This is a genomic window from Kitasatospora sp. NPDC059146, assembly GCF_042786665.1.
GTDB lineage: Bacteria > Actinomycetota > Actinomycetes > Streptomycetales > Streptomycetaceae > Kitasatospora.
On record NZ_JBHZCY010000006.1, the window covers coordinates 131,311 to 148,958 of the forward strand.

13 protein-coding genes are annotated in these 17,648 nt (G+C 74.2%); 4 read left to right on the forward strand and 9 right to left on the reverse strand.

What is annotated here, in order from left to right; translation table 11 throughout:
• Positions 1-166 precede the first annotated feature (166 nt).
• A complete protein-coding gene (locus ACFXPX_RS04330) occupies positions 167-865 on the forward strand; it encodes an MBL fold metallo-hydrolase (RefSeq protein WP_380639558.1) in 699 nt (232 codons plus the stop codon).
• Here the strand turns inward: ACFXPX_RS04330 and ACFXPX_RS04335 are convergent.
• The 7 genes from ACFXPX_RS04335 to ACFXPX_RS04365 form a co-directional block, all read right to left on the reverse strand.
• Entirely contained in the window at positions 821-2,029 is a 1,209-nt protein-coding gene (locus ACFXPX_RS04335) for a serine/threonine-protein kinase (protein ID WP_380522034.1), read from the reverse strand. The genes ACFXPX_RS04330 and ACFXPX_RS04335 overlap by 45 nt on opposite strands.
• Positions 2,030-2,175: 146 nt before the next feature.
• The gene (locus ACFXPX_RS04340; protein WP_380522036.1) at positions 2,176-3,165 is read right to left on the reverse strand and encodes a transporter substrate-binding domain-containing protein; all 990 of its coding nucleotides are present in this window, start codon (positions 3,163-3,165) and stop codon (positions 2,176-2,178) included.
• A 76-nt stretch (positions 3,166-3,241) separates the two neighbouring features.
• The gene (locus tag ACFXPX_RS04345; protein WP_360233704.1) at positions 3,242-3,994 is read right to left on the reverse strand and encodes an amino acid ABC transporter ATP-binding protein; all 753 of its coding nucleotides are present in this window, start codon (positions 3,992-3,994) and stop codon (positions 3,242-3,244) included.
• Positions 3,995-4,059: 65 nt separating this feature from the next.
• Positions 4,060-5,085 carry an amino acid ABC transporter permease gene (locus ACFXPX_RS04350; RefSeq protein ID WP_380522038.1) on the reverse strand — a complete coding sequence of 342 codons (1,026 nt, stop codon included), beginning with the start codon at positions 5,083-5,085 and terminating at the stop codon, positions 4,060-4,062.
• 28 nt (positions 5,086-5,113) lie between these two features.
• On the reverse strand, positions 5,114-6,061 hold the full coding sequence (locus ACFXPX_RS04355; RefSeq protein WP_380586771.1) for an ABC transporter substrate-binding protein: 948 nt from the start codon (positions 6,059-6,061) through the stop codon (positions 5,114-5,116).
• Between the two features lie 10 nt (positions 6,062-6,071).
• Positions 6,072-6,569, reverse strand: coding sequence for a GNAT family N-acetyltransferase (locus ACFXPX_RS04360; protein WP_380586769.1), 498 nt, complete (start codon positions 6,567-6,569; stop codon positions 6,072-6,074).
• Positions 6,566-7,732, reverse strand: a complete 1,167-nt coding sequence (locus ACFXPX_RS04365; protein WP_380639560.1) for an LLM class flavin-dependent oxidoreductase — start codon at positions 7,730-7,732, stop codon at positions 6,566-6,568. Before ACFXPX_RS04365 ends, ACFXPX_RS04360 begins: the two co-directional genes overlap by 4 nt.
• A 680-nt stretch (positions 7,733-8,412) precedes the next feature.
• Here ACFXPX_RS04365 and ACFXPX_RS04370 point away from each other — a divergent pair.
• Together ACFXPX_RS04370 and ACFXPX_RS04375 are read left to right on the forward strand one after the other, a co-directional pair.
• Positions 8,413-9,390, forward strand: coding sequence for an amino acid ABC transporter permease (locus ACFXPX_RS04370; RefSeq protein ID WP_380586763.1), 978 nt, complete (start codon positions 8,413-8,415; stop codon positions 9,388-9,390).
• Positions 9,387-11,315 (forward strand): FAD/NAD(P)-binding protein, encoded by a 1,929-nt coding sequence (locus ACFXPX_RS04375; protein ID WP_380522048.1) that lies wholly within the window; start codon positions 9,387-9,389, stop codon positions 11,313-11,315. Before ACFXPX_RS04370 ends, ACFXPX_RS04375 begins: the two co-directional genes overlap by 4 nt.
• Before the next feature lie 28 nt (positions 11,316-11,343).
• On the opposite strand, the gene ACFXPX_RS04380 is transcribed toward ACFXPX_RS04375, so the two are convergent.
• Positions 11,344-13,230 carry a protein kinase gene (locus ACFXPX_RS04380; protein ID WP_380639562.1) on the reverse strand — a complete coding sequence of 629 codons (1,887 nt, stop codon included), beginning with the start codon at positions 13,228-13,230 and terminating at the stop codon, positions 11,344-11,346.
• Between the two features lie 70 nt (positions 13,231-13,300).
• Positions 13,301-15,178, reverse strand: a complete 1,878-nt coding sequence (locus tag ACFXPX_RS04385; protein WP_380639564.1) for a protein kinase — start codon at positions 15,176-15,178, stop codon at positions 13,301-13,303.
• Positions 15,179-15,328: 150 nt separating this feature from the next.
• On the opposite strand from ACFXPX_RS04385, the gene ACFXPX_RS04390 reads away from it, so the two are divergent.
• Positions 15,329-17,648: FdhF/YdeP family oxidoreductase (locus ACFXPX_RS04390; RefSeq protein ID WP_380639566.1), on the forward strand; the 2,320-nt coding region annotated here is incomplete at its 3' end.

Below are 17,648 nucleotides of genomic sequence, written 5' to 3' on the forward strand. Positions count from 1 at the left end.
CCGTCCCGATGGGCGGATTCCCATCAAATCGCACGAAGGCACGGGGGCCCGAATAGGTGGCCCGTACGGTTGACAGCCCTCCCGGTCCGGCGGATCCGCCGGACCGGGAAGCACGCCCAGGGCGAACGTCCGTGTGCCGAGGCGCCGCAGGGCGCAGGATCCGGGCATGGAGATCACCCGGGTACGCGACGAGTTGCACATGATCACCCTGGAGTTCGGCACCGCCTACCTCTGGCAGGACGACCACGGACCGACCCTGATCGACACCGGCATCGCCGGGTCGGCGGACGGCATCGAGAAGGCGATCCGCACCATCGGGATGGAACCGACGGCCGTACGCCGGATCGTGCTCACCCACCACCACGAGGACCACACCGGCTCCGCCGCCGAACTGGCCCGCCGCTGGTCCGCCGAGGTGGTGGCGCACCGGCTGGAGGCGCCGGTGGTACGGCGCGAGCAGCCCGCGGTGCCGCCCGTGCTCAGCCCCTTCGAGCAGCAGCTGTGGGACGGGCTGCCGCCGATCCCGCCGGCCGAGCCCTGCCCGGTGCACCGCGAGGTCGAGGACGGGGACGTGCTGGACATCGGCGGCGGCGCCGTGGTCGTGCACGTGCCCGGGCACACCGACGGCAGCATCGCCCTGCACCTGCCCGGGCCCGGGGTGCTGTTCACCGGGGACCTGGTGTCCAACGTCCGGGGGCGGACCGGGCCGGGGGTGTTCCACACCGACCCGGCACTGGCCCTCGCCTCCTTCCACCGGCTCGCCGCACTGCCGGTGGAGACCGCCGTCTTCGGGCACGGCGACCCGATCGCCGCCGGTGCCTCAGCCGCGCTGCGCGCCGCCGCCGAGCAGCACCCGCAGGTCTAGCGACGGCCCCTGGCCCGGGCCGAGCCGCTCGGCCTCCCCCCGCCAGTGCGCGAGGTCGCGCCGCAGGTCGGCCCGGGCCTCCGGGGCGGTGCCGGGCTGCTCGGCCAGCGCCTCCAGCAGGGCGACGGCGGCGGCCCGGCGGCCGGCCCGGGCCAGCCAGAGGGCCAGGTCGTGGCAGGTGCGCAGGGTGCGCGGGTCGGCCGGGCCGCAGGTCCGGGCGAAGTCGGGGACGAGCTGGAGCAGCATGTCCACCGCGTCCCCGGGCCGGCCCTCGGCGCCGTGCTGCCAGGCCTGGTCGGCCCGCCGGCGCAGCTGCTCCGGGCTCGGCCCCGGCCCCCGCACCCCGGGGCGGACGGCCCGCAGCCGCTCCAGCACCTCGGCGGCGTCGGCGGGCCGGTCCGCGGGCCGCTTGGCGAGCAGCCGGGCGACCAGCTCGGCCAGCGCCGGGTCCGTGCCGCGTACCCGGGGCGGGGTCTCGTCCATGTGCTTGCGCATGTACTCGTACGGCGAGTCGGCGCGGAACGGCCGCCGGCCGGTGCTGACCTCGTACAGCATCACGCCGAAGGCGTAGAGGTCGGCCCGGCCGTCCACGGTCCCGCCGGACCAGCACTCGGGCGCCAGGTACGGGACGGTGCCGACCACGCTGCCGGTGGAGGTGAGCCCGACCGACTGGGTGAGCAGCCGGGCGATGCCGAAGTCCAGCACCTTGGCCCGGCCCCCGCCGTCCAGGATCATGACGTTCTCCGGCTTGATGTCCCGGTGGATCACCCCGCTGCGGTGCGCGACGTCGAGCGCCTCGCAGACCTGGGTCATCCAGGCCAGCGCCAGTCCGTGCTCCGGCTGTCCGTCCCTGAGCACCGCGGACAGCGGGCGGCCGCGGACCAGCTCCATCACCAGGTAGTGGACCTCCCCCTCGACACCGGCGACCCGGCCGTAGTCGTGCACCGTGACGATGTGCGGATGGGACAGGTTCCCGGCCAGCTTGGCCTCGCGGACGAACCGGCCGACGGCCTCCTGGTCGGCCGCGTGCTCGGCCAGCAGCAGCTTGACCGCGACCGGCCGGTCCAGCACGGTGTCGGTCGCCCGCCAGACCACGCCGAAGCCGCCCTTGCCCAGCCACTCCTCCAGTCGGAAGCGACCGCCGAGCACCTCACCCTTGCGCATGCCCTCCCCCAACGTGCCCCCGCCCGAACGGCGTTCGCCGCCGGAGGGGTCACCATAGCGGCGGGCGGGGACGAACGGGTGAACGACGGAGGCCCCGGTGTCACAGCTCGGTCCGGCGTGGTGTCAGGCCTTGGGCCGCCCCGCTGTCACGCCTTGGGCTTGGGCAGGCCCACCGGGTTGATCTCGGAGGTCTGGACGGCCTCGTTCTCCAGGCCCCAGCGCTTGAGCACCTGCCCGTACGTCCCGTTCCTGATCAGCTCGTTGATCGCGCTGTTGAGCGCCTTGACCAGGCCGTTGTCCTTGTGGGTGGTGGCCGCGATCTTGCCGAGGACGTCCGCGCCGCCGCCCGAGTAGGTGCCGACCACCTCGGTCTCGCCGGTCTGCACGGCGTGGAAGGCCAGGCTGGGGTTGGGGCCGGTGTAGACGTCGATCCGGCCGGAGGAGAGCGCCAGGTAGTACTCGGTGCCGGAGAAGTACTTGATGTCGATCGGCTTGAGGCCGTTGCGGACGTCCTCCTCGCTCCAGGAGATCAGCAGTTTCTCCTGGTTGGTGCCGGTGGCGACGCCGACGGACCGGCCGGCCAGGTCCTTGGCACCGGTGACCTTGATCCCGCTGCCCTTCTTGGTCTCGAAGCCGAGGACGTCCAGCCGGTAGGTGGCGAAGTCGTACTTCTCCTTGCGCTCCTCGGTGACGGTGATGTTGGACAGGCCGGCGTCGTACTTGCCGCTGTCCAGGCCGACGAAGATGTTCTCCCAGGAGACCGGGTTGAACTCGACCTTGAGGCCGAGCACGTCGCCGATGAGCGAGGCGATGTCCGGTTCGATGCCGATGATCGTCTTGTCGTCGTTGGCGTAGAAGTCCAGCGGCGGGGTGGTGCCGATCGAGTCGACGACCTTCAAGGTGCCTCTCTTCCGGATCTCCTCCGGGACCAGCGCCGCGATCGCGTCGACCTTGGCCGTCGAGACCCGGTTCTGCTGCGGCGACAGGTTCACCACGGTGCCGTTCGGCGCCGTGCTGCCCTTGGCCGGGGCGAGTTCCGCCGAGGCGCCGTTCGCGCCGCTGCCGCAGCCGGCCAGGACGAGGGCGGCGGCGAGCGAGCCGGCGGCGGTCACGAGGGCGCGACGGGGTAGGGACATGGCGGAACTCCTGCTCGGGTGAAGGGGGTTCGGGGAGAGGGGGCGGTAGCGGAGGGCGGGGTGGGCAGCGGGGGTGCTACAGCACCTTGGCCAGGAAGGCCCGGGTGCGCTCCTGCCGCGGACGGTCCAGGACCTCGGCGGGCGGGCCCTGCTCGACCACCACACCTCCGTCCATGAAGACCACGGTGTCGGCGACCTCGCGGGCGAAGCCGATCTCGTGGGTGACCACGATCATCGTGGTGCCGCTGCGGGCGAGGTCCTTGATGACGTCCAGCACCTCGCCGACCAGTTCGGGGTCGAGCGCCGAGGTCGGCTCGTCGAACAGCAGCACCTTGGGCTCCAGGGCCAGCGCCCGGGCGATCGCCACCCGCTGCTGCTGGCCGCCGGACAGCTGCCGGGGGTAGGCGGCGGCCTTGTCCGCCAGGCCGACCCGCTCCAGCAGCGCCAGCGCCGCCGCCCGGGCCTCGGCCCGCGGGCGGCCCAGGGCGGCGATCGGCGCCTCGACCAGGTTCTCCAGCACGGTCAGGTGCGGGAACAGGTTGAAGTTCTGGAACACGAAGCCGATGCCGGTGCGCTGGCGCAGCACCTCGCGCTCCTTGAGCTCGTACAGCCGGTCGCCGGAGCGCCGGTAGCCGATCAGCTCGCCGTCGATGGCGACGTGGCCGCGGTCCAGCTTCTCCAGGTGGTTGATCGCCCGCAGCAGGGTGGACTTGCCGGAGCCGGACGGGCCGAGCACCACGGTGACCGAGCCGGCCGGGACGTCCAGGTCGACCCCGCGCAGCACCTCCAGCCGGCCGAAGCTCTTGTGCAGGCCGCGGACCTGGACCATCGGGGCGGCCCCGGCCGGGTCGGCGCGGTCGGCCGCAGGGGTCGGGTCGGCCTCGGTCGGCGTGGTCACGGGGTCCCTCCGGGGGTGCGGGCGTCGGTACGGGTGGGCAGGGTGCGGAGGAAGGCCCGCAGGCGGTGCAGCGGGCCGGGCGGCGGGGTGCGCCGGGAGCCGCGGGCGAAGTAGCGCTCGACGTAGTACTGGCCGACCGACAGCACCGTGGTCAGCACCACGTACCAGACGGTGGCCACCATCAGCAGCGGCACCACCCGGCCGGTCCGGCCGTAGATCACCTGGGCCTGGTAGAACAGCTCGCCGATGGCCATCACGTAGACCACCGAGGTGCCCTTGAGCAGCGAGATCACCTCGTTGGCGGCGGCCGGCAGGATGCCCCGCATGGCCTGCGGCAGCACGATCCGCCAGGCCTGCCGCCAGCGCGGGATGCCGAGCGCGGCGGCGGCCTCGCGCTGGCCGGCCTCCACCGCGATGATGCCGCCGCGGATGATCTCGGCGGCGAACGCGGCCTGGTGCAGTCCGAGGCCGAGCACCGCGGCGCCGAGCGCGCCGAGCACCCCGACCGTCTCGAACTCGCCGAAGGTCGGGCCGAACGGGATGCCGAAGCCGAACCGCTTGTAGAGGTAGGAGAGGTTGAACCAGAACACCAGCTGGACGATCAGCGGGATCGAGCGGAACACCCAGACGTACGCCCAGGCGATGGTCCGCAGCACCGCGCTGCGGGACAGCCGCATCCCGGCCACCACGGCGCCGAGCACGAAGCCCAGCACGGTGCCGTAGGCGGTGAGTTCGAGGGTGCGGCCGATCGCCTGGAGGATGGTGTCGGCGGTGAAGTAGAGGCGGAAGGTGGCCCAGTCCCAGCCGGGGTTGGTGGCCAGGCCGTGCAGGAACTGGAGCAGGACGACGAGGGCGGCCGCCCCGGCCGCCCAGCGCCACGGGTGCCGGGCGGGGACGGTCCGCAGGCCGGCCAGCTCGGCGGCGTCGAGGCCGGTCGCGGGGCCCGGACCGGTCGCGGGGTCGGGGTCGGGGGCGGCCGCGGGTCTCGGCGGGGACGGCGGTGCCGGGGTACTGGTGGTCATCGGAGGACTCCTTCGACAGGGCCTGCGGTCACGGGTGTTCGGGCGGGCTGATCTGCGACTCCTTGATCGCCGAGTCGGCGAGCCCCCACTTGCGGAGGATCCGCTCGTACGTCCCGTCCTTGATCAGCTGGTTGACCGCCGCCTGGAAGGCCGGGGTGAGCGGGGATCCCTTCTTGAAGGCGAAGCCGACGTCCAGGCGGTGGAACTCGTTGAGGAAGCGCACCCCGGCGGCCTCCTGCGCGGCCTGGTGGCGCAGTCCGTTGATGGTGGACATCTCGACGTCCACCCGGCCCTGCTGGAGGCCGGTCAGCAGGGCGCCGCCCTCGCTGAACGCCTTCACCTCGTACGGCTTCTTCCCGGCGTCGGTGCAGACGTTCTTCTTGTTGTTGAGCGTGGTCTCGAAGGTGGTGCCGGCGCCGGTGCCGATGGTCAGCCCGCAGAGCTGGGCCAGGTCGGTGACCGGCTGGACCGACGTGTTGTCCTTCTGCACCGCGAAGCCCTGGCCGTCGTCGATGTAGGTGACGAAGTCGATGGTCTTCAAGCGGGCGGTGGTGACCCCGAAGTTGCCGGTGCCGACGTCGAACTTGCCGCTGTCCAGGGCGGGCAGGATGGTCTCGAAGGCGGCGTCCTGGCGCTGCACGGTCAGGCCGAGGACCTTGGCGACGGCGTCGGTGAAGTCCACGTCGACCCCGACCGGCTTCTTGGTGGTCTGGTCGGCGTAGTAGGCGCTCGGCGGGGTGCCGAAGGACGAACCGAACTTCACCACCCCGGACCTGCGCACCTCCTCGGGCAGCAGCGCGGCGGCGGCCTCCGACCTGCCCACGCCGGAGACGACGTCCTCGGTGGCGGTGGCGGCCGGTCCGCCCGCCCCGGCCGCGCCCGCGATCTTCGGGTCCGAGCCGCACGCGGCCAGGGCCAGGACCGGCAGCAGCGCGGTGGTCGCGAGGAAGCGGCGGCGGACGGTGGTGGTTCTCACGGGGGGCCTTTCAGTGGGACGGGACCAGCACGGGCAGGGGCTTCTCGAAGGGGAGCGGGCCGATGGTCAGGGGATCGGCCGTGACGTCGAACAGCGGGGTGTAGCCGGCCGCCAGGTAGAGGCCCTTGGCCTCGGGCTGGCGCGGGCCGGTGGTGAGGTGGATCCGGCGGTAGCCGGCGGCCGCGGCGGTCCGCTCCAGTTCGGCGAGCACCCGGCGGGCCAGGCCCCGGCGGCGGTGCGCGGAGTGGGTCCACATCCGCTTCACCTCGGCGGTCCGCTCGTCGTAGCGCTTGTACGCGCCGCCGGCCACCGGCTCGCCGTCCTCCAGCAGGAGCAGCAGCACTCCGTGCGGCTCGGCGAAGGCGTCGTCCGGGTAGCGGGTCATCTCCTGGTGGGCCTCGGGGCCGTAGCGGGTGACGTACTCGTGGGTGAGCTCGCGCAGCAGCGGTGCCACCAGCGGGTCCGCCAGGGTGACCCGGCGGAACTCCCACCCCGGAGCCGGGCTCACGCCTGCACCGCGATCAGCTGGTGCCGGTCCCGCTCGGCGCGGGCCGCCGCCTCGGCCTCGGCCTCCGCCCTGGCCGCGTCGCGCTTGGCGACCTCCTCGCGGACGATCGGGATCACGTACCGGCCGAAGTCGATCGCGTCGTCCAGCAGGTCGTAGCCGCGCGCGGAGAGGATGTCCACGCCGAGGTCGTAGTAGTCCAGCAGCGCCTGGGCGACCGTCTCCGGGGTGCCGACCAGCGCGTTGGAGTTGCCGGCCCCGCCGGTGGCTGCGGCGGTCGGGGTCCACAGCGCGCGGTCGTAGCGCTCGCCGGCCTCGGCGATCTCGATCAGCCGCTGCGACCCGGTGTTCTCCGGGGCCCCGCCGACCGGGCGGCGCCTGGTCACCGGCTCCCCGCTCTCCCGGCGGGCCCGGATGGCGGCCACCGTGCGGTGCGCCTTCTCCCAGGCCAGTTCCTCGGTGGGCGCGATGATCGGCCGGAACGCCACCTGGATCCGCGGCAGGTCGCTCCGCCCGGCGGCCCGGGCCGCCTCCCGCACCCGCTCGATCTGCTCGGCGGTGCGGGCCAGCGGCTCGCCCCACAGGCAGTAGATGTCGGCCTCGGCCCCGCCGGCCGCGTAGGCGGCGTCCGAGGAGCCGCCGAAGGAGACCGCCGGGCGCGGCTGCTGGACCGGGAAGACGTCGGAGACGAAGTCGTGGAAGCGGTAGTGCGTGCCCTCGTGGTCGAAGGGCTCCCGGCTGGTCCAGGCCTTCTTCACGATGCCGATGTACTCGCGGGTGCGCTCGTAGCGCTGGTCCTTGCTGAGGAAGTCGCCCTCGCGCTGCTGCTCGTGGTCGGTGCCGCCGGTGATGAAGTGGACGGTCAGCCGGCCCTCGCTGACCTGGTCGAGGGTCGCGAAGGTCTTGGCGGCGAAGGTCGGGTAGGACACGTTCGGCCGGTGGGCGAGCAGGATCTGCAGCTTGTCGAGGCGCGAGGCGAGGAAGGCCGCCGCCGCCGCGGGCTCCGGGGAGCCGGAGCCGTACGCGAAGAGCACCCGGTCCCAGCCGTGGTCCTCGTGCGCCCGGGCCAGCCGCAGGGTGTAGTCGCGGTCGAAGGCGGCGGTGGTGCGCGGGTTGGTCTCCGAACCGTCGCCGGTGGCGGCGATGCCGAGGAATTCGACGGGCATGGCGGAACCTTTCGGGTGACTGACTCCGGCGGGCTGCGGGTGGGCAGGCCGGAGGCGGCCGCGGCGGGGCGCGGCCGTCGGGCGCGGGGCGGTGGAGCGGGCATGCGGTGGCGCGGACGCGGGAGGAGGAGCGCAGGAGGAGGACGGACGCGAGCGGAACTGCCGGAGCGCAGAACGAGGGCGGTGGAGGCGAGGCGGCAGCGTGCGCCTGACGATCCGTCAACTACCGCGACGGACCATGGTTCCCGGCCCGCGACGGGGCACACCGAGGGAGGTCTCCCCGAAGGGATTCAGGGCCGGACGGGCGGCCCGCTGCCGGGTCAGCCGCGACACGCCGCGGACCACACCCGACCGAAGTCGATGTGGTCGCGGGTGACCAGGGGCTGCTCGGCGTACATGGCCTCAAGTTGAGCAGTCGGCCGAGCGGTACGTCAACCGTGCATCATTGCCGCACTGTTGCGATCTCCTGTCGCTTCTCCCCCCACCCCCGGGCGGCCCCGACCGCGCCCCGGCCGGCCCCCGATCACCCTTGACAGCCGTCGATCGCGCATGCGTACGATCGACGCGGAGTGCAGTGCGCTGCACCGGACGCGTTGAGGGACGCGGGCCGGTGCCCGAGGGCCCGTACGTGATCACACCCGTACCTCTCCCCGCCCGCACTCCGCCCAGGAGCCGCCGCCATGGCCACCCCGCAGGACGTCCTGCCCGCCCCCGCCCCCGCACCAGTCCCCGCACCCGCACCCGCCCTCACCGGGAGCCCGCCACCACCCCCCGAGGCCCGGATCGTCGCCCGCCGCAGGCCCGGGCAGTGGATCGCCGCGGCCGTCGCCCTGCTGCTGGCCGCGATGGCGGTCGGCTCGGTGGTCCGCAACAAGGCCTTCCAGTGGGACGTGGTCGCCGAGTGGTTCACCGCCCGGTCCGTCCTCGACGGCCTGACCCTCACCCTGTGGCTGACCGCCGTCACCCTCGCCCTCGGCTTCGTCCTCGGCACCGTCCTCGCCACCATGCGGCTGTCCACCAACCCGGTGCTGCGCACACTCAGTTGGGGCTACATCTGGATCTTCCGCTCCACCCCGCCGCTGGTGCAGCTGCTGTTCTTCTTCAACATCGGCGCGCTCTACCCGACGCTCGGCCTCGGCATCCCCTTCGGCCCCGAGTTCGTCACGGTCAAGACCGTCAACCTGATCGGCCCCACCCTGACCGCCGTCATCGGCCTCACCCTGCTGGAGAGCGCGTACGCCGCCGAGGTGATCCGCGGCGGCATCCTGTCCGTCGACCGCGGCCAGCTGGAGGCGGCCGCCGCGCTCGGGCTCGGCCGGTGGCGGGTGCTGCGCCGGATCGTGGTGCCGCAGGCGATGCGCGCGATCGTGCCGAGCGCCGGGAACATGCTGATCGGGGCGCTCAAGGGCACCAGCATCGTCAGCGTGCTGGCCGTCTCCGACCTGCTCTACTCGGTGCAACTGGTCTACCTGCAGTCCTACCAGGTCATCCCGATGCTGATGGTCGCCACCCTCTGGTACCTGGTGGTCACCACCGTGCTGTCGATCGGCCAGTACTACGTCGAACGCCACTTCGCCAGGGGCGCCAGCCGGGACGGCCTGCCGCCCACCCCGCTGCAGCGCGCCCGCGCCGCCCTCGCCCGGGTGGTCCGGGCATGACGACGACGCTCGTGATCGTCGGCGCCGGGCCGCGCGGCACCGGACTGCTGGAGCGGATCGCCGCCAACGCGGCCGAACTCCTGCCCGCCGACCGGCCGTTGGAGATCCACCTGGTCGACCCGTACCCGCCCGGCGCGGGCCGGATCTGGCGCCACGACCAGTCCCCGCTGCTGCGGATGAACTCGATGGCCGAGGACGTCACCATGTTCACCGACGAGCGCTCCACCGTCGAGGGCCCGGTCCGCCCCGGCCCCTCACTGGCCGAATGGGCCCTACGGCAACGGGAGTTCGCGCCCTACCGGGAGGTCGCCGACCCGGCCGTACGGGCCGAGCTGAGCGCCCTGGCGCCCACCGACTTCCCCACCCGGCGCGCCCAGAGCGCCTACCTGGACTGGGTGTTCCGCCGCGCCGTCGCCGACCTGCCGGCCCACGTCACGGTCACCGTCCACCGGGCCACCGTCCGGCGGATCGACGGACCGGCCGACGGCCCGCAGACCGTCCACCTGGACGGCACCACCCTCACCGCCGACCACGTCACCCTCACCCTCGGCCACCTCGACTCCGCCCCGCACCCCCGGTACGCCGAGGACGCCGCCTTCGCCGCCCGGCACGGCCGCTTCCACCTGCCACCCGCCTACTCCGCCGACGTCGAGGCCGAGTTGGCCCGGATCGCCCCCGGCGAGCAGGTGGCACTGCGCGGCTTCGGCCTGGCCTCCGTCGACCTGGTCGCGATGCTCACCGAGGGGCGCGGCGGCCGCTTCGAACCCACCGGGGACGGGCCCGCCCTGCGCTACCTCCCGTCCGGCCGCGAACCGGTGCTGCACCTGGGCTCCCGGCGCGGCGTGCCCTACCACTCCAAGACCGACTACCGGCTCCAGGGGCCGCCCGCCCCGCTCCCCCGGTACTTCGACGCGGCCGCCGTGGACGCCCTGCTCGCCACCGGCCGACCGCTGCGGCTGCGCCGTGACGTCTGGCCGTCGATGGCCAAGGAGGTCGGCTTCGGGCACTACCACGAGCTGTTCCACGCCCACCCGGAGCGCACCGCGCTGCCCTGGACCGCCTTCCTCGCCCGGTACGACCGGCACGACTGGTACTCCCCCGAACTGGCCGCACTCGTCGCCGAGGCCGTCCCCGACCCGGCCGACCGGATCGACTTCGAACGGCTCGACCACCCGCTGGCCGGGCTCGAACTCGGCTCCGCCGAGGAGCTCCAGACCCACCTGCGCGCCTACGTCACCGCCGACGCCGACCGCCGCGCCGACCCGGCCCACAGCGCCGACCTGGGCGCCTTCCTCGCCCTGCTGTCGCTGTTCGGCCAGCTCCCCCGGATCCTCGCCTCCGGCCGGCTCACCGCCCGCTCGGTCGCCGAGGACGTCGACGAGTGGTTCTTCGGCTACTTCAGCTTCCTCGCCTCCGGCCCGCCCGGCTTCCGGCTGCGCCAGCTGCTCGCGCTCTCCGAGGCCGGGGTGGTGCACTTCCTCGGCGCGGGCGTGCGGATCGAGCGGGACGAGGCCACCGGCACCTGGCGGGCCTCCGGCGCCACCGTGCCCGGCCACACCGTCACCGCCACCGCACTGGTCGAGGCGTACCTGCCCAAGCACGCGCTGGCCCGCACCCTCGACCCGGTGCTGGACTCGCTGCACCGCACCGGGCGGGTCGCGGAGGAGGTGGTGAGCGACGCGGAGCACACCCACCGCTCCGGGCTGGTCACCATCGACCCCGCCGACAGCCGGCTGATCGACCCGGCCCTGGACGGCGCCCCGCACCCGCGCCGCACCGCGCTCGGCCCGCACACCAGCCTCCGGGCGGCCGCCGCCTTCGCCCGGCCCCGCACCAACGCCCCGGGCTTCCGCCAGAACGACGCCGCCGCCCGGGCCCTGCTCCGCGCCCTGGCCGCACTCCCGGCGGCGGCCCTGGTGGGGTGAGACCCGGGGGGGTCAGGGGTTCAGGGGTTCAGGGGCCGAGGATCTCCGCCACCAGGTCCTCGTCCGTGACGAAGGGCGGCGCGGCGATCACCCGTTCCCCGGCACCCTTGACGCCCGTCCCGCGCTCCAGCTCGCGGACCAGCTCCGGGACGGGCTCCTGGCCGGCCTTCCGGATCCACCCGACCAGCCCCAGCACCCGGTCGCGGTCGATCCGCGCCCGCCAGGCCCGGGCGAGCCGGTTCGGCCCACGGTGGGACCGGGCCCGCTGCCGGTACTCCGCCAGGTCCAGCCGGGCCTGGGTGCACCGCCGGTCGGTCGGGCCGAAGGCCTCGACCAGCTGGGGCAGCAGCTCCTCCAGCCGGGCCACCGCGCCCGCGAAGTCGCCCCGCCCGGCCTGGCAGGCCGCGAGGTCGGCCCCGGCCTGGAGGACGAGCGGACCGCGCGGGCCCTGGGCCGACCTCAGTGCGGGCAGCAGCGCGGTCAGCAGCCGGATCGCGGTGACCGGGCGGCCGCTCTCCCGGACCAGTGCGGTCAGCGCGTACCGCGCGTCCAGGGTGACGGGATCGATCGGCCCGGACGCCGAGGTCAAGTCCTCGATCAGGCCCTCCAGTTGCCGGACCCCATCGGCCGGGCGGCCGGACCGGCCCAGGTACCACGCGAGGTCCCGCCGGGCGGCGACCACCTCCGGATCGGCCCCGCCGAGCGCCCGTACGGCGGCCTCCACCACCGGTCGCAGCTGGTGCGCGGCCAGCGCGGGACGCTCGTCCCGCACCGCCCGTACGACCCGCTCCAGCCGGGCCCGGACGACCGCCGCGTCCTGGACCGGCACGGGCGGTTCGACGGGGCGCCCGATCTGCCGGGGCGCCGGGTACAGCAGCGCGGGCCGCCCCACCGGCCGGAGCCTCGGCTCCCGGGCCGGAGCACGCCGCCGGACGGGCGCGGACCGCTTCACCGGCGCCGCTCTCGGGGCGGCCGGCTCCGGGGCGGCCGACTCCAGGACAGTCGGGTCCGGGACCGTCGGTTCCGGGACAGCCGACTCAGCCCCGACCCGGTCGACCGGTGTCGCCGTCGGCGGCAGCTCCCGGCCCTCCGCGAGGTCCGCGAAGCACCGGGCGACCGTCCGGGCGTCGGCCGGCCGCTCCGCCGGCTCCTTCGCCAGCAACCGGCCCAACAGCTCGGGGAGCCGGAGCGGCAGACCGTACTTCACCGGATCCACCGCCGGGGGCGGCTCGTTGAGGTGCTGGTACATCAGCACCGGCGTCGAGTCCCCGGTGAACAGCCGCTTCCCGGTGAAGAGTTCGACCAGGACGCAGCCCAGCGCGTAGAGGTCCGCCCGCCCGTCCACCCGGCCGCCGGTCCACCGCTCCGGCGCCATGTACGGCGGGCTGCCGATCACCGTTCCGACGGTGGTCAACCCGCTTGCCCCGACGTCCAGTTGGGCGATGCCGAAGTCCAGCACCTTGGGCAGGCCGTCCTCGGTGATCATCACGTTGTCCGGCTTGATGTCCCGGTGGACCATCCCCGCGTCGTGCGCGGCCGCCAGCGCCTCGCAGATCTGCCGGGCCCAGCGCAGGCCCACCTGCGGATCCGGCCGGCCCTCCCGGATCACCTGGGTCAGGGTGCGGCCGGTGAGCAGCTCCATCACCAGGTAGGTGACCTGCTGCTCGTCGGCCTCGCCGTGGCCGAGGTCGTGCACCGTGACGATGTGCGGGTGCGACAGGTTGCCCGCCGCCGAGGCCTCCCGGGCGAACCGCAGCGCGGCCTTCGCCTGGTCGCCGTCGTCGTGCCGGATGACCTTGACCGCCACCGGCCGCCCGACCCGGGTGTCCTGAGCCCGCCAGACCACCCCGAACCCGCCCTGGCCGAGCTTCTCCTGGAGCTCGTACCGGTCGTCGAGGACGTCACCGACCCGCACCTGCCCTCCCCCCATCGGCTGTGTACCCACCGACTCTAGCGAGCGGCCCGGGCAGCGTCCCGCCCCGCCCTCAGGGGCCGAAGATCTCCTCCACCACGTCCTCGTCCGAGACGTGGTCCGGCGCCTCGAACACCAGGTCGGCGACGCCCTTGAGGCCGATGCCCCGCTCCAGCGCGCCGACGCAGGCGGCCGCCTCCTCGTCGGTGCCGAAGTCCCACACCCGCAGCCGCCGGACCAGCACCAGGGCCTCGATCGGGCTCATCCGCGGCGCCCGGCGGCGGTGGCCGCCGCCCTTGCGGCCGGTCTGCGCCAGCCGCTGCTGGTAGCCGGCCAGGTCCTGCCAGGCCTGGACGGTGCTCGGGTGGTGGTCGCCCAGGGCCCGGGCCAGTTCGGGCAGCAGCCCGTGCAAGTGCACCACCGCGCCCTGGAGGTCGCCCCGGTTGGCCTGGTGGACGGCGAGGTCGTGCCGGGCCTTGAGGACCCGGCCGTCCTGCGGGCCCCAGACCGCGGCCAGGTCGGGCAGCAGTTCGCGCAGCAGCCGGACCGCGGTGACCGCCGAACCGCTCTCGCCGATGCACCAGGCGAGGTGGTAGCGGGCTCCGAGGGTGTCCGGGTCGGTCGGGCCGAGCGCGGAGCGCATGTCGGCCACCACGCTGGAGAGCAGCCGGATCGCGCCGTCCAGGTCCCCGGTCCGGCTGAGGTACCAGGTGAAGTCCCGCCAGGCGCCCAGAGTGTCCCGGTCGGCCGCGCCGAGCGCGGTGACGCTCTCCTGGGCGACCGCCTGCAGCAGGATCGCCGACTCGCCCGCCGTCGCGGCCCGGTACGCGGCCGCCCGGCGCTCGCGCAGCTCGGCCCGGACGGCGTCCTCGGACGCGGGGGCCGCGACCACCGGCGGGGTGGTCAGCGGGGACAGTACGGAGGGCGCCGCAGGAATCGCGGGAGCCGCGGGCGGCACCGAAGGCGGCGAAGGCACCGAAGGCACGGGCCGCGCCGGCGGTACGACCGGCGGCACCGCGGGCGGCGCGGCCGGAGCAGCGGGCACAGCAGGAGCGACGGGCACGGCAGGGGCGACGGGCACGGCAGGGGAAACGGGCACAGCAGGGGCGACGGGCGCAGCAGGCGTGGCCAGCTCGGCGAGCCGCCGCTCGACCGTCCGGGCGTCGGCCGGCCGCTCCGCCGGCTCCTTCGCCAGCAGCTCCGCGACCAGCCCGGCCACCTGCGGCGGCAGCCCGAACCGGGCCGGGTCGAGGGCCGGGGGCGGCTCGTTGAGGTGCTGGTACATCAGCACCGGCGTCGAGTCCCCGCCGAACGGCCGTGCCCCGGTGAAGAGTTCGACCAAGACGCAGCCCAGCGCGTAGAGGTCCGCCCGCCCGTCCACCCGGCCGCCGGTCCACCGCTCCGGCGCCATGTAGGCGGGGCTGCCGACGATCGTGCCGGTGGTGGTCAGCCCGCCGGCTCCGGTGTCCAGCTGGGCGATGCCGAAGTCCAGCACCTTGAGGTGCCCGGCGTCGGTGATCATCACGTTGTCCGGCTTGATGTCCCGGTGCACCATGCCCGCGTCGTGCGCGGCCGCCAGGGCCCCGCAGATCTCCCGCCCCCAGCGCAGGCTGAGCGCGGGCTCGGGCGGTCCGGCCCGGAGCACCTCGGTCAGGGTGCGGCCGGTGAGCAGCTCCATCACCAGGAAGGTGACCTGCTGGTCGCCGAGTTCGCTCTGCCCCAGGTCGTGCACGGTGACGATGTGCGGGTGCGAGAGGTTCCCGGCCGCGCAGGCCTCCCGGACGAAGCGCAGTGCGGCCTTCGCCCGGTCGCCGCCGTGGTGCCCGATGACCTTGACCGCCACCGGCCGCCGCATCCGGGTGTCCTGGGCCCGCCAGACCACTCCGAACCCGCCCTGGCCGAGCTTCTCCTGCAGCTCGTACCGGCCGTCCAGAACGTCCCCGACTCGCACGCGCCCTCCCCCTCCCGTGGTGACGCCCAGACTCTACCGACGGCCCTCCCCACCCGACGGCCCTCCCCACCCGACGGCCCAGGTGGAAGGATGGGGAGGAGCCCCGCGACGGTGCGACGGCTCCACCCGTACAGCCCGAGGAGCGCAGTCATGGCCAAGCAGGCCCCGCAGAGCGACCCGGCGCAGGACGCCCCCGAGGTGTCCGCGCCCCAGCACGCGGCCGCCGGCCTGCCCGCCGTCGGTCACAGCCTGCGGATGGCCGCCGAGCAGATGGGCGCCCGGCGCACCCTCGCCACCCTGCGCAAGGTCAACCAGCCGGACGGCTTCGACTGCCCCGGCTGCGCCTGGCCGGAGCCGGGGAAGACGCACACCGCCGAGTTCTGCGAGAACGGCGCCAAGGCCGTCGCCGAGGAGGCCACCGAGCGCCGGATCCGGGCCGAGTTCTTCGCCGCCCACCCGGTCGCCGACCTGGCCGACCGCTCCGGCTACTGGCTGGGCCAGCAGGGCCGGCTCACCGAGCCGATGCTGCTGGAGGAGGGCGCCACCCACTACACCCCGGTCTCCTGGGACGACGCCTTCGCGCTGATCGCCGAGGAGCTGCGCGCCCTGGACACCCCGGACGGCGCCGCCTTCTACACCTCCGGCCGCACCAGCAACGAGGCCGCCTTCGCGTACCAGCTGTTCGCCCGCCGGCTCGGCACCAACAACCTGCCGGACTGCTCCAACATGTGCCACGAGTCGTCCGGTTCGGCGCTCACCGAGACGCTCGGCGTCGGCAAGGGCAGCGTCAGCCTCAAGGACCTCTACCAGGCCGACCTGATCATCGTGGCCGGCCAGAACCCGGGCACCAACCACCCCCGGATGCTCTCCGCGCTGGAGCGCGCCAAGCGGGCCGGCGCCACCGTGGTGAGCGTCAACCCGCTGCCGGAGGCGGGCCTGGAGCGGTTCAAGAACCCGCAGAACGCCCGCGGCCTGGTCGGCCACGGCACCAAGCTGACCGACCTCTTCCTGCAGATCCGCCTCGGCGGCGACCTGGCGCTGTTCCGCGCGCTCAACCGGATGGTCCTGGAGGCGGACGGCGTCGACCGCGCCTTCGTCGCCGAACACTGCCACGGTTTCGAGGAGTTCGAGGAGCAGGCCGGGAAGACGGACCGCGACGAGGTGCTCGCGGCGACCGGTCTGCCCTGGGAGCAGATCGAGGAGCTCGGCCGGCTGGTGCTGGCCTCGAAGAAGATCATCGTCTGCTGGGCGATGGGCCTCACCCAGCACAAGCACGCGGTGCCGACCATCCGCGAGGTGGTCAACTTCCTGCTGCTGCGCGGCAACGTGGGCCGCCCGGGCGCCGGGGTCTGCCCCGTGCGCGGGCACAGCAACGTCCAGGGCGACCGCACCATGGGCATCTTCGAGCGGCCCGCCAAGGCCTTCCTCGACGCGCTGGAGAACGAGTTCGGCTTCGAGCCGCCGCGCGCGCACGGCCTCGACTCGGTGGACACCATCCGCGCGATGCGCGACGGCAAGGTCAAGGTGTTCTTCGCGATGGGCGGCAACTTCGTCGCCGCGACCCCGGACACCGAGGTCACCGAGGCCGCGATGCGCCGCTGCCGGCTGACCGTCCACGTCTCCACCAAGCTCAACCGCTCGCACGTGGTGACCGGCGCCCGCGCCCTGATCCTGCCCACCCTGGGCCGCACCGACCGGGACGTCACCGCCGCCGGCGCCCAGTTCGTCAGCGTCGAGGACTCGATGGGCCAGGTCCACTCCTCGCGCGGCGGACTGCGCCCGCCCGCGCCGGGACTGCTCTCCGAGACGGCGATCGTCTGCCGCCTCGCCCGCGCCGTCCTCGGCCCGCGGGACACCCTGCCGTGGGAGGACTTCGCGACCGACTACGACACCCTGCGCGCCCGGATCGCCCGGGTGGTGCCGGGCTTCGAGGACTTCAACGAGAAGGTCCGCCGCCCCGGCGGCTTCACCCTCCCGCACGGCCCCCGGGACACCCGCACCTTCCCCACCGCCACCGGGAAGGCCAACTTCACGGTCAACCCGCTGACCGCCCCCGAGGTCCCGCCGGGCCGGCTGCTGCTGCAGACCCTGCGCTCGCACGACCAGTACAACACCACGATCTACGGCCTGGACGACCGCTACCGCGGGATCAAGGGCGGCCGCCGCGTCGTCCTGGTCAACCCGGCGGACGCCGCCGAACTCGACCTCGCCGAGGGCCGGTACGTCGACCTGGTCAGCGAGTGGACGGACGGCACCGAACGCCGCGCCCCGCACTTCCGGGTCGTCCACTACCCCGTCGCCCGCGGCGGCGCGGCGGCCTACTACCCCGAGACCAACGTGCTGGTGCCGCTCGACTCCACGGCCGACATCAGCAACACCCCGGCCTGGGCGGCCGTGGTGCTCGGCGACGAGCGCGAGCCCGGCGCGGCCGGGGCGGGAGCTGTGCCCGGCGGCGGAGGGGCTGGTGGCT

Coding starts and splice junctions, on each gene's coding strand:
- ACFXPX_RS04330 (WP_380639558.1), top strand. CDS start 167: ATGGAGATCACCCGGGTACGCGACGAGTTGCACATGATCACCCTGGAG.
- ACFXPX_RS04335 (WP_380522034.1), bottom strand. CDS start 2,029: ATGCGCAAGGGTGAGGTGCTCGGCGGTCGCTTCCGACTGGAGGAGTGG.
- ACFXPX_RS04340 (WP_380522036.1), bottom strand. CDS start 3,165: ATGTCCCTACCCCGTCGCGCCCTCGTGACCGCCGCCGGCTCGCTCGCC.
- ACFXPX_RS04345 (WP_360233704.1), bottom strand. CDS start 3,994: ATGGTCCAGGTCCGCGGCCTGCACAAGAGCTTCGGCCGGCTGGAGGTG.
- ACFXPX_RS04350 (WP_380522038.1), bottom strand. CDS start 5,085: ATGACCACCAGTACCCCGGCACCGCCGTCCCCGCCGAGACCCGCGGCC.
- ACFXPX_RS04365 (WP_380639560.1), bottom strand. CDS start 7,732: ATGCCCGTCGAATTCCTCGGCATCGCCGCCACCGGCGACGGTTCGGAG.
- ACFXPX_RS04370 (WP_380586763.1), top strand. CDS start 8,413: ATGGCCACCCCGCAGGACGTCCTGCCCGCCCCCGCCCCCGCACCAGTC.
- ACFXPX_RS04375 (WP_380522048.1), top strand. CDS start 9,387: ATGACGACGACGCTCGTGATCGTCGGCGCCGGGCCGCGCGGCACCGGA.